The sequence below is a fragment of the Pseudomonas flavocrustae genome (assembly GCF_029872515.1).
Lineage (GTDB): Bacteria > Pseudomonadota > Gammaproteobacteria > Pseudomonadales > Pseudomonadaceae > Chryseomonas > Chryseomonas aestiva.
This window is the reverse complement of sequence record NZ_JAPDIQ010000001.1, coordinates 317172-335202: the sequence shown is the minus strand read 5'-3', so window position 1 is coordinate 335202 and position 18031 is coordinate 317172. Positions and strand designations below refer to the sequence as shown.

Below are 18031 nucleotides of genomic sequence, written 5' to 3'. Positions count from 1 at the left end.
TCGCCCTTACCTTCAGGTCCATAGGGCGATACTCACAATCACCGGACGCCGCCAATCGAGCGAGCGCCAACGTCCCAGATCCAGGCTGTCTTTCGCCCTGCCAAAACCTTGCCCACCTCTCCGGTGGGCGCGACCGGAGGAGCATTGCGGCCATGGCTTTCCTGACTCTCGACAATCTCAGCAAGCGCTACGGCGACAGCTACGCGGTGGCCGGTTCGACCCTGGCCATCGAGCGCGGCGAATTCGTCTCCCTGCTCGGCCCCTCCGGCTGCGGCAAGACCACCACCCTGCAGATGATCGCCGGCTTCGTCGACGTCAGCAGCGGGCGCATCCTGCTCGACGGCCAGGACATCACCCACGCCAAGCCGGCCAGTCGCGGCCTCGGGGTGGTCTTCCAGAGCTATGCGCTGTTCCCCCACATGACGGTGCGCGACAACGTCGCCTTCGGCCTGCGCATGCGCAAGGTGGCGGGCGCCGAGCTGGCGCGCCGCGTCGAGGAAGCCCTGGGCCTGGTGCACCTGGGCCAGCACGCCGAGCGCTATCCGCGCGAACTTTCCGGTGGCCAGCGCCAGCGGGTCGCACTGGCCAGAGCGCTGGTGATAGCCCCCCCGGTGCTGCTGCTGGACGAGCCGCTGTCCAACCTGGACGCCCATCTGCGCGAAGAGATGCAGTTCGAGATCCGCCGCATCCAGCGCGAGGTGGGCATCACCACCCTGATGGTCACCCACGACCAGTCCGAGGCGCTGTCCATCAGCGACCGGGTGGTGGTGATGGAGGCCGGGCGCATCACCCAGGTGGACGCGCCCTATCGCCTCTACGAACACCCGCGCAACAGATTCATCTCCGACTTCGTCGGCAAGGCCAATCTGCTGCCCGGCAGCCTGGATGCCCAGGGTCGGCCACAGATCACCGCGGGCGGCGCCCTGGCGATCTCGCTGCGGCCGGAAAAGATCGAGTTGCGCCCCGCCGGTGAGGGGCGTCTGCAAGGACGGGTGCTGACCCGCTTCTTCCTCGGCAGCCAGTGGCTGTATCGGCTGGAGACGGCGCTGGGCGAGGTGTCGGTGCTGCGCAGCAACGATGGGCTGCCGCCGCTGGACGAGGGCCAGCGCGTCGGGCTGCACTGGGACGACGGTCTGCTGCGCCGACTGGAAGCCGCGGAGGCCGCCGCATGAGCACCCTGCTGCGCGGCACCGGTCGCGCCTATCTGCTCAGCGCCCCGGCCCTGGTGCTGTTCGCCGGACTGCTGCTGGCGCCCCTGGCGCTGACCCTGGCGCTGTCGTTCAACGTCTTCGACTACGAAACCGGGATCAAGGAAGGCAGCTACACCCTGGCGCACTACCTGAGCCTGCTGGGCGATCCCTACTTCTACGAGATCTTCCTGCGCACCTTCTGGATCAGCGCCCTGGTCACCCTGCTCTGCGTGCTGATCGGGGTGCCGGAGGCCATCGTCCTCAGTCGCATGGGCGCGCCCTGGCGCTCTATCTTCCTGATCCTGGTACTGACGCCGCTGTTGATCTCGGTGGTGGTGCGCGCCTTTGGCTGGAGTCTGCTGCTGGGCGCCGACGGCCTGGTCAACCAGGCCATCGTGGCCCTGGGCGGGCGGCCGCTGAAGCTGCTCTACACCCCCTTCGCGGTGATCGTCGGCCTGGTCCACGTGATGCTGCCCTTCATGATCATCCCGGTATGGACCTCCCTGCAGAAGCTCGATCCCTCCGCCGAGCAGGCCGCGCTGTCCCTGGGCGCCAGTCACCTGACGGTGCTGCGGCGCATCGTGCTGCCCCAGGTGATGCCCGGGGTGCTGTCCGGAACGCTGATCGTCTTCGGCCTGGCCGCCAGCTCCTTCGCCATTCCCGGCCTGCTCGGCGGACGCCGCTTGAAGATGGTCGCCACCCTGATCTACGACCAGTACCTGGCGGAACTCAACTGGCCGATGGGCGCCACCCTCGCGGTGGCCCTGCTGCTGCTCAACCTGCTGGTGATGCTGGGCTGGAATCGCCTGGTGGAACGCCGCTACAAACGTGCCCTGGGAGTCTGACCTCATGACCCGCAACGGCCCGCTCGGGCTCGCCTTCCATACCCTGGTGATGGTCTTCATGCTAGCGCCGCTGGTGGTGGTCTGCCTGGTGGCCTTCACCCCGGAAAACACCCTCAGCCTGCCCACTTCCGGCTTCTCGCTGCGCTGGTTCGCCGCCGTGTTCGAGCGGGCGGATTTCCTCACCGCCTTCTACAACAGCCTGCAGCTGGCGGCGCTGTCGGCCACCCTGGCAACGCTGATCGCGGTGCCGGCGGGGCTGGCCATCACCCGCTACCGCTTTCCCGGCCAGGGCTTTCTCAATGGCCTGTTCCTCTCGCCGATCATCATCCCGCACCTGGTGCTGGGCGTGGCCATGCTGCGGCTGTTCGCCCTGCTGGGGGTGAATGGCAGCTTCAGCTGGCTGGTGCTGGCCCACGTGGTGGTGATCACCCCCTATGTGCTGCGCCTAGTGATCGCCGCCGCCATCGGCATCGACCGCAGCGCCGAGCAGGCCGCCGAGAGCCTGGGCGCCAGTCGCACCACGCTGTTCTGCCGCATCACCCTGCCGATGATCCTGCCCGGGGTGGCCGGCGGCTGGCTGCTGGCCTTCATCAACAGCTTCGACGAGGTCACCCTGTCGATCTTCGTCACCTCTCCGGCGACCCAGACCCTGCCGGTGCGGATGTACGTCTACGCCACCGAATCCATCGATCCGATGATGGCGGCGGTGTCGGCCCTGGTGATCGCCCTGACCGCGGCCACCATGATCCTGCTCGACCGCATCTATGGCCTGGATCGCGTGCTGGTGGGCAAACAATGAACAGCCGAGACCCGTCCATGGCACTGCTCAAGCGGGTGGCCGAACGCGACCGCCCGACCCTGGCCTTCACCCTCGACGGCCAGCCGGCCGAGGGCCTGCAGGGCGACACCCTGCTCACCGCCATCCTCACCCAGAGCGATCACCTGCGCGGCAGCGACTTCGGCGGCGAACCCCGCGCCGGCTTCTGCCTGATGGGCGCCTGCCAGGACTGCTGGGTACGCCTGGCCGACGGCCGCCGGGTGCGTGCCTGCGCCACCTTTCTCGAAGCGGGCCAGCAGGTCAGCCGCGATCCAGGGCGGCCGCTGTGAGCGCCGTCGTGGTGGTGGGCGCCGGGCCGGCGGGCATTCGCGCGTCCCAGACCCTGGTCGCCCATGGCCTGGAGCCGGTGCTGCTGGACGAAAGCGCCCGCGGCGGTGGCCAGATCTATCGCCAGCAACCGGGCAATTTCCAGCGTCCGAGCAAGGCGCTGTACGGCTTCGAAGCGGGCAAGGCCCAGGCGCTGCACGGCGCGCTGGAGGCCGCGCAGGCAAAGCTGGACTATCGACCCGACACCCTGGTGTGGAATGCCGAAGCGCGCGCCCTGGATACCCTCAGCCAGGGCCGCTATGTCGATCGCCTGGCCTTCGACCAGGTGATCGTCGCCACCGGTGCCACCGACCGCATCCTGCCGGTGCCGGGCTGGACCCTGCCGGGCGTCTACAGCCTGGGCGCCACCCAGGTGGCGCTCAAGTTCCAGGGCTGCGCCATCGGCAGCCGCCCGGTGCTGGCCGGTACCGGTCCGCTGCTCTATCTCGTCGCCTATCAATACGCCAAGGCCGGGGCCAAGCCACTGGCGGTGCTGGACAGCGCGCCCTTCCGCGACCAGGCCGCGGCTACCCCGGCGCTGCTCGGCCAGCCGGCCACCTTCGCCAAAGGGCTCTATTACCGCAGCTGGCTGGCGCTGCATGGCGTGCCCGTGCATCAGGGCGCTGAACTCCTTGCCGTCGAAGGCGAGCGCCGGGTGGAAGCCGTGCGCTGGCGCGCCGCCGACGGCGAAGCGCACCGGCTGGAGTGCGATGCGCTGGGCTTCGGCCAGACGCTGCGCAGCGAGACCCAGCTGGCCGACCTGCTGGGGTGCGACTTCGCCTGGAGTGTTCTCAACCGGGCCTGGTTGCCGGTACGGGACAGTGGTGGACGCAGCAGTCAGACCGGGGTCTACCTGGCCGGCGACGGCGCCGGCATCCAGGGCGCCGATGCTGCCGAACTGGCGGGCGAACTGGCGGCCCTGAGTCTGCTGGATGATCGTGGCGTGCCGGTGGACAGGGCGCGTATCCAGGCCCTGCAGGCACGCCTGGCGCGCTTCGAGGTCTTTCGCCAGGGTCTGGAGCGGGCCTTCCCCTTCCCCGCGGACTGGGCGGCCAAGGCGCCGGACGAACTCATGGTCTGTCGCTGCGAACAGGTCAGCGCCGGCGAGATCCGCGCCGCGGTGGATCAGGGGCACTGGGAGATCAACAGAGTCAAGGCCACCTGCCGGGTCGGCATGGGCCGCTGCCAGGGCCGCATCTGCGGCGCGGCGGCGGCCGAGCTGATCGCCTGCGCCAGTGGTCGCCCGCTGGACCAGATCGGCCGGTTGCGCGCCCAGGCGCCGATCAAGCCGCTGCCCTTCGGTGTGGAGCTGGCGCCATGAGCCGGCTGGACGTGGATGTCCTGATCATCGGCGGCGGCATCGTCGGCAGCAGCGCGGCGCTGTTCCTGGCCCAGGGCGGCCAGCGCGTCGCCCTGCTGGAGCGCAACTTCTGCGGCGCCCAGGCCAGTGGCGTCAACTACGGCGGGGTACGCCGCCAGGGCCGCCCGCTGGTGCAGTTGCCACTGTCCAGTCGCGCCCATCAGCTCTGGGGCGGTCTGCGGGACCTGCTAGGTACCGATGGCGAATACCTCAGATCCGGCCACCTCAAGCTGGCCCGCAGCGACACCGACTTCGCGTCCCTGCAGGCCTATGCCCAGGCCAGCCAGGGCTTCGACCTCGATCTGCAACTGCTCGACCGGAGCGAATTGCGCCGGCGCTTTCCCTGGGTCGGCGACATCGCGGTGGGCGCCTCCTTCTGCCCGGAGGACGGCCACGCCAATCCACGGCTGGTCTCGCCGGCCTTCGCCCGGGCAGCCGCGCGTGCCGGCGCGCAGATTTTCGAGCGTACCGCCGTGACCGCCGTCGAGCACGACGGCCAGCGCTTCCAGCTCCGTACCGACAGCGGCCTGACCTTGAGCGCGCCCTGGCTGCTGAATTGCGCCGGCGCCTGGGCCGCGGAGCTGGCCGCCCGCTTCGGCGAGCCGGTCCCCCTCACCGCGGCCCATCCGGCCATGCTGGTGACCGAACCGCTGCCGCCCTTCATGACCGCCAGCACCGGCGTGGAAGGCGGCGGCATCTATGCCCGCCAGGTGGCGCGCGGCAATTGCGTGCTGGGCGGCGGGCGCGGTTTCGCCCTCGACGCCGATCGCGCCCGCCCCGGCCAGCTGGCCATCCTCGACATCCTCAGAAACGCCGCCGAACTCTATCCGGCTCTCACCGGTGCCCAGGCCATCCGCACCTGGAGCGGCGTCGAGGGCTATCTACCGGATCACCAGCCGGTGCTCGGCCCCAGTCTTACCACCCCCGGCCTGCTGCACGGCTTCGGCTTTGCCGGCGCGGGCTTCCAGATCGGGCCGGCGGCTGGCGAAGCCCTGGCCGAGTGCATCCTGCAGGGCGCGCCCCGGCACAGCCTGCAGGCCTTTTCCATCGCCCGTTTCCCTTCCCAGCCCAGGAGTTCCCAATCATGCGCCTGACCCCCGCCCTGCTCGTGGCCCTCGCCGGCCTGCCCCTGGCCGCCGTGGCCGAACCGACGCTCTACCTCGGCATGAACGGCGGCACCATGGAGCGCCTCTATGCCGACAGCGTGCTGCCCGCCTTCGAAAAGGCGCACAACGTCAAGGTGGTGATCGTGCCCGGCACCTCGGCGGACATCCTCGCCAAGGTCCAGGCCAGTCCGCAGAAGCCGCCGATCCACGTGATGTTTCTCGACGACGGCATCATGTACCGCGCCATCGGCATGAATCTGTGCAGCACGCTCAAGCCCAGCGCGAGCCTGGCGCAGATCCCCGACAAGGCCAAGATCAAGGACCAGGCGGCCGCCGTCAGCCTGGGCGTGACCGGTCTGGCCTACAACAGCCGGCTGTTCAAGGACAAGGGCTGGGCAGCGCCGACCTCCTGGGCGGACCTCGCCGATCCCAAGTACAAGGGCAAGGTGGTGTTCCAGTCGCTGTCCTCGTCGACCTTCGGGCTGCACGGTTTCCTGATGTTCAACCGCCTCAAGGGCGGCACCGAGCAGGACGTCGACCCCGGCTTCAAGGCCTGGCCCACCACCGTCGGCCCCAATGTGCTGGAGTACATCCCCAGTTCGGCCAAGCTCTCGGAGATGGTGCAGACCGACGAGGCGGCGCTGTTCCCGCTCACGCCCACCCAGGTCACCGCGCTCAAGCTCAAGGGCATCCCGGTGGAATACGCGCCGCCCAAGGAAGGCGCCGTGGTGCTCAACGTCGCCGAATGCGTGACCGCCAACAACGACCAGCCGGAGCTGGCCCAGCAGCTGGCGGAATACCTGCTGACGCCCGAAGCCCAGGCGCCGGCGCTGGAACTGGGCGACCAGATCCCGTCCAACCCCAACACCCCCACCACCGACAAGACCCGCGGCCAGGTGGACGCCATGCAGAACTACCTGAAGACCGCCGTGACCATCGACTGGGACGAGGTCAACAAGGTGCGGCCGCAGTGGAACGCCCGCTGGAACCGGCAGGTGGAGCGCTAGTCGCTCGAACAGCGCAAACGCACCGCTGGATGTCGACCCTGGACAACTCCGGTCCGGGGCGACCCCTCACCCTTGACGGCTTCCATCACCAGGAGAGCCGCCATGGCCAACCCGCCCATCACCGTTCTGCGCGACACCCAACCCCTGCCCGTGGTCGATGCCTGCAAATGGGAGCGCATCGAAGGTGAGCCCCATACCGTCAACCTCAATGCCTACACCTCCGATGACGGCAGCAAGATCATGGGCACCTGGATCTGCACCCCCGGCAAGTGGCGCGTCGACTACGTGAAGTGGGAGTACTGCCACTTCCAGGAGGGGTACTGCATCATCACCCCCGATGGCCAGCAACCCATTCACCTCAAGGCCGGCGACATCTTCGTCGTCGAACCCGGCATGAAGGGCACCTGGGAAGTGGTCGAGACGGTGCGCAAGTATTTCGTCTTCGCCTGATCCCGCCAGGCCCCGGCACCGCTGCCGGCGGCCCAGGCTTCAGCGACCGTCGAAGCCGCGGAAGAAGCGCTCGGCGTTGTCGCTCAGGGTGTCCAGGTCGTACCCCCCTTCCTGCACGATCACCGTGGGCAGTCCCAGGGCCTTGATCCTGTCGCCCAGCACGCCGAATCCCGCCTGACTCACCGCCACCTTGGACTGCGGATCGTTTTCGTAGATGTCGAAGCCGAGGGACAGCACCAGCACGTCCGGCGCCCACTGCCGTAGCGCCGCCTCGGCTTCCTCAAGCCGGGCGAAGAAGTCGGCCTCGGAAGCGCCATGGGGCATCGGCAGGTTGAGGTTGCAGCCTTCGCCCTGCCCACTGCCATGCTCGTCGGCGAAGCCGGCCACCACCGGATAGAAGTTGGTCGGATCGCCGTGGATCGACAGGTAAAAGACGTCGTCGCGCTCGTAGAAGATTTCCTGGATGCCCTGACCGTGGTGCATGTCGGTATCCAGGATGGCGACTCGGGCAAAGCGCGTCCGTAGCTCCTGGGCGGCGATGGCCGCTCCGTTCAGGTAGCAGAAACCACCAGCCGCCTCGGCCCGGGCATGGTGGCCTGGCGGGCGACACAGCGCATAGGCGGCCGGCTCGCCGTCACGTACGCAGCGCGCCGCCGCCACCGCGCTCTGGGCGGAGCCATAGACGGCGGCCCAGGTCTGGGCGCCGATCGGGCAACTGCCGTCCGCCAGGTAGCGGGCGGTCTGGCCAAGGATGCCACGCAATGGGTTGTTCTCGCGGACATAGATGTTCGACATCACCTCGTCACCCCAGTCCTCGGGCACCTGGTGCCAGTCGCGATAGGCATTCTCCAGGTAGGTCACATAGGCCTCGCCGTGCACGGCATGCAGCGGCGCGCGGCCGTGATCCGCCGGCTGTTCGAGGGGATAGCCCAGCCGCTCCACCGCGGCCAGCAGGGCGTCGAGGCGGGCCGGCACTTCCTGGGGGGTGCGCATCTGGCCACGGGACAGGTAGCTGCGCGGATGATGCAGGCGCTGATCGGGATGGAAAAAGGTCTTCATGTCATCTCTCCTGACGGCCCGCGCGGGCCAGCACGGCATTGAACAGGACGTCGGCGCCGCGGCGGACGTCATCGAAACTGGCCGATTCGGCCTCGTTGTGGCTCAGGCCGCCGGCACAGGGGATGAAGATCATCGCCGTGGAGCAGTGCCTGGCCAGGTGGATGGCGTCGTGACCGGCGCCGCTGATGATGTCGCGGTGGGGATAGCCCAGCGCCTGGACCGCCTCGCGCACGGCGCCGACGCAGTCGGCGGCAAAGGGGGTGGCAGGGCTCAGCCAGTGCCGCTGGACGTCCAGCGACAAGCCGCGCTCGTCGGCCACGGCGGCCAGGCAATCGCGTGCGGCGGTTTCCAGCGCTGCCAGGGTCTGGTCCTGGGGGTGACGCAGGTCCAGGGTGAAGCGCACCTCGCCGGCGATGGTGTTGCGCGAGGAGCGCGCCACGTCCAGTTGCCCCACGGTGACCAGTCCGTCACCGAAGCGAGAAGCCAGATCCTCCAGCGCCGCCAGCATCCGGCCGACGCCGAACAGGGCATCCCGGCGCCTGGCCATGGGGGTGGTGCCGGCGTGGGCCGCGGTGCCGCGGACGCACACGTCGAGCCAGCAGATCGCCTGGCCCCCGGTGACCACGCCGACGGCCAGGCCTTCGTCTTCGAGCACCGGGCCCTGCTCGATATGGGCCTCGAAATAGCTATCGAAGGCCCGCCCCAACGGCTGGTCGCCGGCATAGCCGGTGCGTTCCAGACTCGTGGCCACGGAGATGCCGTCACGGTCGCAGGTCGCCAGGGCCTCGGCCAGGGGCAACTGCCCGGTGAAGACTGCGGAACCCAGCATGGCCGGCGTGAAGCGCGCACCCTCCTCGTTGGTCCAGACGGCGAGTTCCAGGGGTCGGTCGGTCTGGATGTCCGCGTCGTTCAGGCTGCGCATCACCTCCAGCCCGGCGAGCACGCCATAGACGCCATCGAAGCGCCCGCCCTTGGGTTGGGTGTCCAGATGGCTGCCCATGACCACCGGCGCGGCCTGGTCATCAAGCCCCGGACGACGGGCGAACAGGTTGCCGATGGGGTCCACCGCCAGGCTGAGGCCGGCGGCCCCGCACCACTGGCTGAACAGCGCCCGCCCCTGGCGATCTTCTTCGCTCAGGGCCAGGCGACTGCTGCCCCCGGCCTCGCCCGGACCGATCTCGGCCATGGCGGCCAGACTCTGCCAGAGGCGCTCGCCATCAATTCGATACATGCTGGATTCCTTGTAATCAGGCGGGAGAGACATGGGCAGTGGCCTCCCGACGGCGCGCCAGAGCCGCCACGCACAGCAGCGACAGGCCGGCCAGCAGGGAGTAGAAGACCGCCAGCGGCCACCACTCGCCCGTGAAGCGATGGGCCAACAGGGTGCCGACCATGGGGGTCAGGCCACCGGCAATGGCGCCACAGACCTGGTAGGCCATGGAGATGGCGGTGTAGCGCACCCGGGTAGCGAAGACGCCACTGACGAAGCCGGCGATCACCGCATAGAAGGACGCCATGCAGGCGGCCGCCAGGGCGATTCCCAGCACGATCAGCGGCGCCGAGCCGGTCTTGACCAGCACGAACATCGGATAGGGCGAGGCCATGGCCAGGGCCGCGATCAACAGCAGGAAACGTGCGCTGCCCATACGCTCGGCGAGCAGCGCGGCCAGCGGCTGGACCAGGAACTGGATGAGGGCGACGAACAGCAGGCAATCAAGGATCAGCGAGCGCGACAACTCCAGCACCTGGGTGGTGTAGCTGAGCATGAAGGTGTTGGTGAAATAGACTCCGGCGATGCCCAGGGTATTGGCGCCGATGCACAGCAGCAGCGGACGCCAGGCGGTGCGCAGCACTTCGGCCGCCGGCGCCTTGGCCGTTTCCTGGCGCTCCTTCATCTCGGCGAATTCGGGGGACTCGTCCACGCCCAGGCGGATGGCCAGGCCGACCACCAGCAGCAGCGCGCTGGCCAGGAACGGCAGGCGCCAGCCCCAGTCGAGCAGATCCTCTTCCGGCAGGCTGGTGACGCTACGAAAGGCGATGATCGACAGGATCAGGCCGGCCGGGCTGCCCCACTGGGCGAAGGAGGCGAAAAAGGTCCGTCGACCGGCCGGTGCATGCTCGCCGGCCATCAGCACGGCGCCGCCCCATTCGCCACCCACGGCGATGCCCTGCACCACCCGCAGCAGGATCAGCAGGATCGGCGCCCAGACGCCGGCCTGGCTGTAGGTGGGTAGCACGCCGATGAGCACGGTGACCACGCCCATCATCAGCAGGGTGACGATCAGGGATTTCTTGCGGCCGATGCGGTCGCCGATATGGCCGAAGACCAGGCCACCCAATGGCCGGGCGAAGAACCCCACGGCGAAGGTGCCGAAGGCGGCCAGGGTGCTCAGCAAGCGGTCTTCGGAGGGAAAGAACAGCTGGCCGAAGACCAGCGCGGCGGCGGTGGCGAAGATGTAGTAGTCGTACCACTCGATGGTGGTGCCCACGAAGGCAGCGGCGGCGGCGCGCCTGGGTTGGCGACGCGGTGAGGTGGACGGCATGCAGGGTGCTCCTATCGACTGCCGGAAAAGGACGCGGCGCGGCGGATCAAAGGCCGGACGCACGGAGAGCGATGGGCAGGGGCGATCAGGGAGACATGGACGCAGCACTCCTGGGGATATCGTTCTTGTTGGGCAGGAGAGGATGAAGAATGCAGGAGCGTTCTAGGGCGCCTTGACGTCGTTATCCCTTGGCAGGCTAAGATTAGTCAATTTTCTAATTCTTATACCTATCTATAAGCATGGCTAATAATCAGGATGAACCGCTCTCCCCCGCGCCCTTGCCAGACGGCCGCCGCTTTCTCAACGATCGGCTGGACTGGAATCTCCTGCGCACCTATCTGGTGATCGTTCAGGAGGGCAGCGTGAGTCGTGCGGCCGCGCGGCTGCACCTGACTCAGCCAGCCGTCAGCCAAGCCCTCAAGCGGCTGGAGGAACAACTCGATCGCGGGCTGATCATTCGCCGGGGGCCGCGCTTCGCCCTCACCGAGGCCGGCGAAGAGGTGGCCCGCATCGCCAGCGACCTTTATGGCAACGTCTCCCGTCTCGGCGCTGCGCTGGAGCGCTCAACGGAAACCGTGGTGGGCAAGGTGCGGATGCTCACCATCAGCCGCATCCAGTCGCGCTGCTACGACGACTTCCTCGCCGACTTCCACCGCCGCTTTCCGCGGGTGGAACTGGAGATCGACGTGATGCGCAGCTCGGACATCATCAGCTCCCTGCTGCAGAAGACCGCGACCCTGGGCCTCGCCCTCTGCCGTATTCCTCAGCCAAAACTGGAGCAACGGGTGCTGTTGCAGCAGCGCTATGCCTTTTTCTGCGGACGTCGCCATCCCCTGTTCGGGCGCAGTGACCTGTCGCTGGCCGATCTGCAGGGCGAGAACTTCGTCAGTTTCACCAGCGACCAGATTGGCGGCAGCCTCTCGCCGCTCACCATCTTTCGCGATCAGCAGGGCTTCACCGGACGGATCGTCGCTTCCTCACCCAGCCTCGAAGAAATCCGCCGTCTGGTCGGCGCCGGTTACGGCATCGGCTGTCTGCCCCAGCATGTAGTGACCGATGACGTGGCCGCCGGCGAACTCTGGCGACTGCCGCCCGGCGAAGGCGTGGCCGATGTCGACGTGCACCTGCTCTGGCACCGCGAGCAGCGCATGACCCAGGCGGAAACGGCGCTGCTGGAAGGCTTCCAGCATCTGCTGGCGACCACCGAGGTAACCGCGCGGCTCTAGGGCGCTTTCACTCGGTCCACGGGAAGGGTCTTGCTATGCTGATCCGTTGGATATCCCTGCTAAGGAGCTCCCATGGATCCCTACCCTCGCCCAGGCACCTGGCGCGAGCGCCTGTACATCATCATCTTCCACACCTACACCCCGGCCGGAAGACTCTTCGACACCCTGCTGCTGGCGGTCATCATGGCCAGCCTGGGCGTGGTGATGCTGGACAGCATCCAGGCCATCCATCTGCGCTACGGCAGCTGGCTCTATGGGCTGGAATGGATCTTTACCGGTCTCTTCGCGATCGAATACCTGCTGCGGGTGATCTGCGCGCCCCGGCCGCGCCAGTACGTCACCAGTTTCTATGGCTTCATCGATTTGCTGGCCGTGCTGCCGGCCTTTATCGCCCTGCTGATGCCCGATGCCCAGTATTTCCTCGTCATCCGGGTGCTGCGGATGATGCGGGTGTTCCGCGTGCTCAAGCTGACGCCCTACCTGAGCCAGGCAGATTTCCTGATGGTGGCGCTGAGCAGCAGCCGGCAGAAGATCACCGTCTTCCTGCTGGCCATCTGCACCCTGGTGACCATGTTCGGCACCTTCATGTACGTCATCGAAGGACCGGCCAACGGCTTTACCAGCATCCCGCGCAGCATCTACTGGGCGGTGGTGACCCTGACCACCGTGGGCTTCGGCGACATGGTGCCCAAGACGGCACTGGGCCAGACCCTGGCGGGCATGATCATGATCACCGGTTATTCGATCATCGCCGTGCCCACCGGCATCTTTACCGCGGAGCTGGCCAACGCCATGCGCAGCGCCACGCTACAGCGCGACTGTCCACGCTGCCAGAAGCCTACCCACGAGCCCGACTCCTCCTTTTGCAATCGCTGCGGCAATCCGCTGTTCCCTCCTACTGAGAAGAGCCAGCCGGAGGAGTCGGCCCACTAGGCCGGACGCTGCGTCTCAGGGCGTGGCGTCGCTGGCATAGCAGGCCCAGGCCGGGCGCGTGGCCAGACGTTCGAGATAGGCCGCGATTGCCGGCGTCGCGAAGCGCTCGATCGGAGTGCACCGCCAGCGGTGCAGCGACAGGCCGAGGGCGATGTCGGCCAGGCTGAAGTGTTCGCCGGCCACATAGGGGCCGTGCTGCGCCAGGTGCGCTTCCAGAATGGCGATGCGCCCGTTCCAGGCGGCGACACCTTGCGCCAGGCGCTGCGGATCGGGCTGCGGCGGCTGCTGCTTCACCAGGGCCAGATAGGCGTAGCTCCAGGCCGGATTGAGTTCGCAGGCCTGCCAGTCCAGCCACTGATCGACCCGCGCCCGGGCGCGCGGCGCGGTGGGATACAACGCTTCGCCACCATGGGCATTGGCCAGGTAGCGCAGGATGCTGTTGGATTCCCAGAGCACGAAGTCGCCGTCCAGCAGGACCGGGATCTGGCCATTGGGATTCCACTGCAGGTACTCGGCGGATTGCGCCGAGCGAAAGCCGGCGCCCCAGTCCTCGCGCTCATAGCCCAGGCCCAGTTCGTCGAGGCACCAGAGCGCCTTGCGGACGTTGATCGAAGAGACGCGACCGAGAATTTTCAGCATGCCGAGGCGACCTCCCGGGATGGATGGCTGAGATAGGGCTCGATATTGCCGAGCGCGCGCTGCACATAGTCCTCCTTCTCGCCCACCGGTGCCACTTAATGCAACGCCTCGGCCGCGGCCTCGCGGCCCAGCAGCCGGGCGATGGCCCAGGCCGCCAGGTAGCTGGAGGCCAGGCAGCCGCCGGCGGTGGCCAGGTTGCCGCGGGCGAAGAAGGGTTGCGCCAGCACCTCGATGCCGGCTTCCTGCACCCAGGGCCTGGTGGTGAGATCGGTGCAGCCGGGTACACCGTCGAGCAGGCCGAGGCGCGCCAGCAACAGGGTGCCGGAGCACTGGGCGCCGATCAGCTGGTGTCCGGGGTCGAGCACCGCCAGCTGTTCCAGCAGGGCGGCGTCTCGCGCCAGTTCCCGGGTACGGCTGCCACTGCCCACCAGCACGGCGGTGCAGTCCGCCAGTTCGTCGAAGCCGGCCTGACGCTCCAGGCGAACGCCGTTCATGGAGGTCACGCAGGGGGTCGGCGCCATCAGCGAGACCCGCCAGTCCGGACGCTTGATGCGATTGAGGAGGCCCAGGGCGATCAGGGAGTCCAGTTCGTTGAAGCCGTCGAAGGTGAGGATGGCGAGGTGCATGGGGCTACCAGAGGCGCGGGGTGAAGCGAGAGTCTCGGCCTCACGGGCGGGCGTCGGCCAGATACAGTGCCGCGCCAGGCTGGCCATACAGTCAGGCCGGCCATCGATAAACCGCTCTAAGGCGGGCAATAGCACCCCTGCCCTACTTGGAAGCGCTAGCACTTAGCCATTACAGTGACGCACCCTGGCCGAGCCATCGGCCGATTTGCCATCGTCCAGCGGCCCTACCCCTTTCCGAGATGTCGATGGACGACGATATTCGCTATGAACAGCATGTCCGCCGGGTGCTGCGCACGCCCCTGCTGGTGTTGCAGCCCCTGATGCTGGCGATGTGGCCGCTGAGCCTGTGGAGCAATCCGCTGATCGGCAGTCCCTACAAGGCGCGCTATTTCGCGCTGATGCTGCTGTTGCTGGGGATCAGCGCCCTGCTCAGCGTGGCGCGCAGCGCGCGCATGATGAGTCTGACCTTCACGGGCAACATCTGGGCGCTCATCCTCGCCTTTCGCATCCAGATCCAGGATGGCGGCGCCGTGGGTCACTACTGGAATCTCCCCATCGCCATCGTCGTCGTGCTGGGCACCTGCGGCCTGACCTATCGCCTCTCCCACTACCTGACCACCCTCGCCGGCGCCGCCTTCATCCTCTTCGCCGGTCAGGCCCAGCTGATACCCGCCGCCATGCCGGTGCAACTGGTCGGTTTGCTGGTAGGCGCCACCCTGGCCATCGGCATCGCCTACAACCACGCCAACAGCCAGTGGATGCGGCGGACCTTCATTCTCAAGGAGCGCTATCGGATTCTCGCGGAGACCGATGAACTCACCGGAATCGCCAACCGCCGCAAGCTCCTCGAGCGGGTCGACGCGGCCCGCGGCGAGAGCGGGCAGGCGCCCAGGCATTTCGTCATGCTCGACATCGACAACTTCAAGGAGATCAACGACCGCCACGGCCATCAGGTCGGTGACCAGGTGCTGTTCGCCACGGCGCGGCAACTCGATCAACTCGATCCGCGGTTGCAAGGCGGCCGGCTGGGCGGCGAGGAATTCGGGCTGCTGATCCGCGACCTCGACGAGGCGCGGGTCAGTCAGCTGCTGGAAACCCTGCGCAGGCGCCTGGCTGAAGCCGAGCCCCTGGGTATCCGCTTCAGTGCCGGGGCGCTACGGCTCACGCCGGAGCTGTCGCTGAACGAATTGCTGCGCCAGGCGGACGAAGGGCTCTATCGGGCCAAGCGTCAGGGCAAGGACCAGACCGTCTGGATCCGTTGAGGGTCGCTACTCCAGCTTTTCCACCTTCACCGCGGTGGTGCCGTCGTCGACCATGTCCACCCGCCGGGCAGCGGCGCGCGAAAGATCGATGATGCGGCCGCGGATATAGGGGCCGCGGTCGTTGATGCGCACCACCACGGCGCGATCGTTTTCCAGGTTGGTCACCTTGACCCGGGTGCCAAGCGGCAGGGTCTTGTGAGCGGCGACCAGCTCGTTGTTGTTGAAGGTCTCGCCACTGGCGGTTTCCTTGCCATGGAATTTGCGCGCATAGAAGGAGGCCTTGCCGCGCTGTTCGAAGCTGGCTTCCTTCTTGATTGGCGCGGCGACGGTCTTGGCATCCTTTTCCTGGCAGGCGCTGCAGGCGAGCAACAGGAGCAATACGAGGGATCTGGGACGGATGAACACGTTTCACCTTCCTCTTTTTCTTCGTTTTCGGGAAAGCAACGCTCGGGGATCGGGTTCAGCTAGCTCTGAACCCGGGCGTCCCCCGGAGGTTCGCCAGGGATGGCCAGCGGCCATCCTATCTGTGACGAGCGCCTCAAGACCGCCCTAGGGCGCCGGTAGCACGTACCTGAGAATGGCGACGAAGTGCAGCGCGCTGCCGGCCATGACGAAGCCATGCCAGATGCCATGCCAGTGGCGGAAGCGATCGTCGAAGACGAAGAACAGGATGCCCACGGTATAGAGCACGCCGCCGGCCGCCAGCCAGGCGAAGCCTTCACCGCCCAGGCGATCCAGCAGCGGTCCCACCGCCACCAGCACGATCCAGCCCATGACGGCGTAGATCACCAGCGACAGGATGCGCGCCTCCGAGCGCGGCTTGAGCTCCTGCGCCATGCCGATCAGCGCCAGGCCCCAGACGATGCCGAACAGCGTCCAGCCCCAGGGCCCTCGCAGGGTGACCAGGCAGAACGGCGTGTAGCTGCCGGCGATCAGCAGATAGATCGACAGGTGATCGAGCTTCTGCAGCAGGCGTTTCGCGCGCCCCTTCACGCTGTGGTAGAGGGTCGAGACGCTGTAGAGGATCACCAGCGCGACTCCGTAGATGGCCACGCTGACGATGCGCCAGGGATCGCCCTGCAGGCTGGCCAGCACCACCAGGGTGATGGCGCCGGCCAGGGCCAGCAGGGCGCCGACCAGATGGGTCCAGGCATTGAGACGTTCGCCGTGATACATGCGTCCTCCGGTATGGGTCGCAAACGGGCTCAGGGTCTCGCCGAGCCCTCGCGACGGGCAGTGAGGCGCTCGTAGCGGTCGAGCAGCGGCTGGATGGAAATCCCGTGGACCGCGATGCTCAAGGCCACCACCGACAGGGTCAGGTCGACGATGGTCCCGGCCCAGTCGGCCGTGACGTGATGCGTGAGCGCGTAGCACAGATAATACAGGCTACCGATGCCACGGATGCCGAACCAGCCGATCAGCGCACCCTGGTGGCGATCGATGCGCGTGAAGGGCAGCATGGTGGCCACGCCCAGCGGGCGGATAACCACGAACAGCAAGGCGCCCAGCAGCAGCGCGCGGCTGTCCCAGTGGGTGATCAGCACCACTCCGAGCAGGGTCACCAGCAGCACCTCGAAGGAGCGCTCCACCAGGCTGCCGAAGGCGAGCATGTCACCCATCATCACCCCGGCCGCCATCCGCGGCTCTTCGATGTCCTCGGCGCTGGCGACGGTGGCGCGCTCCGGCGCGCCGGTGAGATGACCGATCACCGGCTGCGCCAGGTGCTCGGAAGGCACTTCCGCATGGCCGGAGGTCTGCACCTCGGCCTGGCGCAGGCCCAGGCCGGCGGCGAACACCGCGAGAAAGCCGAAGGCGCCGATCTCGTCGGCCAGCACATAGGACAGGGCGATCAACGCCAGGGCGAGAAAGTCATTGGGCGAGATGGTGCTGTCGCCGTGCCGGGTGCGCAGGAAGATCATCAGCCGTCCGACCCCCTTGCCCATGAAATAGCCCAGCAGCAGGCCCGCCGGCACGCCCCAGACCACATTCTTGAGGAACCACTCCAGGGTCCAACCCCACTGCAGTTCGCCGTGCTGCAGGAGCAGCAGGCCGAGCAGCACGAAGGGAAAGGCGGTGCCGTCGTTGAGGCCCGCCTCGCCGGAGAGACCGAAGCGCACCCGGTCGAAATCCTGGGCATGGTTGACCTGCACCAGCCCGGCCAACACCGGATCGGTGGGCGCGAGGATGGCGCCGATCAGCAGGGCCACGCCCCAGGGCAGGCCGAGCAGATAGTGGGCCACCAGGCAGACCCCGGCGATGCTGAGGATCATCACCGGCCCGGCCAGCAGGTAGGCGCCGTGCCAGGAGGAGCGATGAAAGGACAGGCGCAGCTTGAGGCCGCTGACGAACAGCGAAAAGAGCACGGCCACCTCGGTGAGGTGACCGATCCAGGTCGCCGACTCCTGGAAATTGACCTCGGCGAGGCCCAGGCCGATGGGACTGATCAGCATGCCGAAGGCCAGACAGACCACCGAGGTGGTGACCGGCAGCCAGCGCAGATAGGCGGATGTCAGGGCCAGGATCATCAACAGCGATCCCAATACCCCGACCCAGACGAGAAATGTCATGTGGGTAGCGTGATCCAGAACAGAAGAAGGAGAGCGGGTAGCGAACGCCACCCTTGTGATGGAGACTGCGCAAA

18 protein-coding genes and 1 pseudogene are annotated in these 18031 nt (G+C 67.4%); 11 read left to right on the top strand and 8 right to left on the bottom strand.

The genetic code is table 11. The features are described from left to right. Positions 1-152 precede the first annotated feature (152 nt). The 8 genes from OMP44_RS01570 (at position 153) to OMP44_RS01535 (ending at position 7102) form a co-directional block, all read left to right on the top strand. Positions 153-1172, top strand: a complete 1020-nt coding sequence (locus OMP44_RS01570) for an ABC transporter ATP-binding protein (RefSeq protein WP_273861412.1) — start codon at positions 153-155, stop codon at positions 1170-1172. Then, positions 1169-2035: an ABC transporter permease gene (locus OMP44_RS01565; protein ID WP_273861411.1), complete on the top strand. Its 867-nt coding sequence runs from the start codon at positions 1169-1171 to the stop codon at positions 2033-2035. Before OMP44_RS01570 ends, OMP44_RS01565 begins: the two co-directional genes overlap by 4 nt. A 4-nt stretch (positions 2036-2039) precedes the next feature. After that, positions 2040-2834: an ABC transporter permease gene (locus OMP44_RS01560; RefSeq protein WP_133863274.1), complete on the top strand. Its 795-nt coding sequence runs from the start codon at positions 2040-2042 to the stop codon at positions 2832-2834. Positions 2835-2851: 17 nt separating this feature from the next. After that, positions 2852-3142 carry a (2Fe-2S)-binding protein gene (locus OMP44_RS01555; protein WP_007160508.1) on the top strand — a complete coding sequence of 97 codons (291 nt, stop codon included), beginning with the start codon at positions 2852-2854 and terminating at the stop codon, positions 3140-3142. Then, positions 3139-4500, top strand: a complete 1362-nt coding sequence (locus OMP44_RS01550) for an FAD/NAD(P)-dependent oxidoreductase (protein ID WP_280306098.1) — start codon at positions 3139-3141, stop codon at positions 4498-4500. The genes OMP44_RS01555 and OMP44_RS01550 overlap by 4 nt, the downstream gene beginning before the upstream one ends. Further along, complete coding sequence (locus OMP44_RS01545) at positions 4497-5633, top strand: NAD(P)/FAD-dependent oxidoreductase (protein WP_280306097.1); 1137 nt, start codon at positions 4497-4499, stop codon at positions 5631-5633. The genes OMP44_RS01550 and OMP44_RS01545 overlap by 4 nt, the downstream gene beginning before the upstream one ends. Then, positions 5624-6652, top strand: a complete 1029-nt coding sequence (locus tag OMP44_RS01540; protein WP_280306096.1) for an ABC transporter substrate-binding protein — start codon at positions 5624-5626, stop codon at positions 6650-6652. Before OMP44_RS01545 ends, OMP44_RS01540 begins: the two co-directional genes overlap by 10 nt. Positions 6653-6754: 102 nt before the next feature. Beyond that, complete coding sequence (locus OMP44_RS01535; RefSeq protein WP_263259811.1) at positions 6755-7102, top strand: cupin domain-containing protein; 348 nt, start codon at positions 6755-6757, stop codon at positions 7100-7102. 39 nt (positions 7103-7141) lie between these two features. Here the strand turns inward: OMP44_RS01535 and OMP44_RS01530 are convergent, their stop codons facing one another. The 3 genes from OMP44_RS01530 to OMP44_RS01520 are packed head-to-tail and all read right to left on the bottom strand — an operon-like array spanning position 7142 to position 10704. Further along, positions 7142-8161: a histone deacetylase family protein gene (locus OMP44_RS01530; protein WP_280306095.1), complete on the bottom strand. Its 1020-nt coding sequence runs from the start codon at positions 8159-8161 to the stop codon at positions 7142-7144. A gap of 1 nt (position 8162) precedes the next feature. Beyond that, entirely contained in the window at positions 8163-9392 is a 1230-nt protein-coding gene (locus OMP44_RS01525; protein ID WP_280306094.1) for a Zn-dependent hydrolase, read from the bottom strand. A 16-nt stretch (positions 9393-9408) separates the two neighbouring features. Beyond that, positions 9409-10704: an MFS transporter gene (locus OMP44_RS01520; RefSeq protein WP_158892754.1), complete on the bottom strand. Its 1296-nt coding sequence runs from the start codon at positions 10702-10704 to the stop codon at positions 9409-9411. Positions 10705-10943: 239 nt separating this feature from the next. On the opposite strand from OMP44_RS01520, the gene OMP44_RS01515 reads away from it, so the two are divergent. Both OMP44_RS01515 and OMP44_RS01510 read left to right on the top strand, forming a co-directional pair. Then, positions 10944-11930 (top strand): LysR family transcriptional regulator, encoded by a 987-nt coding sequence (locus OMP44_RS01515; protein WP_280306093.1) that lies wholly within the window; start codon positions 10944-10946, stop codon positions 11928-11930. A gap of 72 nt (positions 11931-12002) precedes the next feature. Further along, positions 12003-12863: an ion transporter gene (locus OMP44_RS01510; protein ID WP_187979975.1), complete on the top strand. Its 861-nt coding sequence runs from the start codon at positions 12003-12005 to the stop codon at positions 12861-12863. A 15-nt stretch (positions 12864-12878) separates the two neighbouring features. On the opposite strand, the gene OMP44_RS01505 is transcribed toward OMP44_RS01510, so the two are convergent. After that, complete coding sequence (locus OMP44_RS01505; protein ID WP_187979976.1) at positions 12879-13502, bottom strand: glutathione S-transferase family protein; 624 nt, start codon at positions 13500-13502, stop codon at positions 12879-12881. Then, a pseudogene (locus OMP44_RS01500) lies at positions 13496-14128 on the bottom strand (DJ-1/PfpI family protein). Before OMP44_RS01500 ends, OMP44_RS01505 begins: the two are co-directional and overlap by 7 nt. A 245-nt stretch (positions 14129-14373) precedes the next feature. Between OMP44_RS01500 and OMP44_RS01495 the strand changes: the two are divergent. After that, positions 14374-15390, top strand: a complete 1017-nt coding sequence (locus OMP44_RS01495; RefSeq protein WP_280306092.1) for a GGDEF domain-containing protein — start codon at positions 14374-14376, stop codon at positions 15388-15390. A 6-nt stretch (positions 15391-15396) separates the two neighbouring features. Here OMP44_RS01495 and OMP44_RS01490 read toward each other — a convergent pair whose 3' ends face one another. From OMP44_RS01490 to OMP44_RS01480, 3 genes are all read right to left on the bottom strand, one after another. Continuing rightward, entirely contained in the window at positions 15397-15795 is a 399-nt protein-coding gene (locus OMP44_RS01490) for a septal ring lytic transglycosylase RlpA family protein (protein ID WP_187979979.1), read from the bottom strand. A 144-nt stretch (positions 15796-15939) separates the two neighbouring features. After that, positions 15940-16566, bottom strand: coding sequence for a PAQR family membrane homeostasis protein TrhA (trhA, locus tag OMP44_RS01485; RefSeq protein WP_133863286.1), 627 nt, complete (start codon positions 16564-16566; stop codon positions 15940-15942). Positions 16567-16595: 29 nt separating this feature from the next. Further along, entirely contained in the window at positions 16596-17957 is a 1362-nt protein-coding gene (locus OMP44_RS01480; protein WP_263259789.1) for a cation:proton antiporter, read from the bottom strand. Positions 17958-18031: the final 74 nt, after the last annotated feature.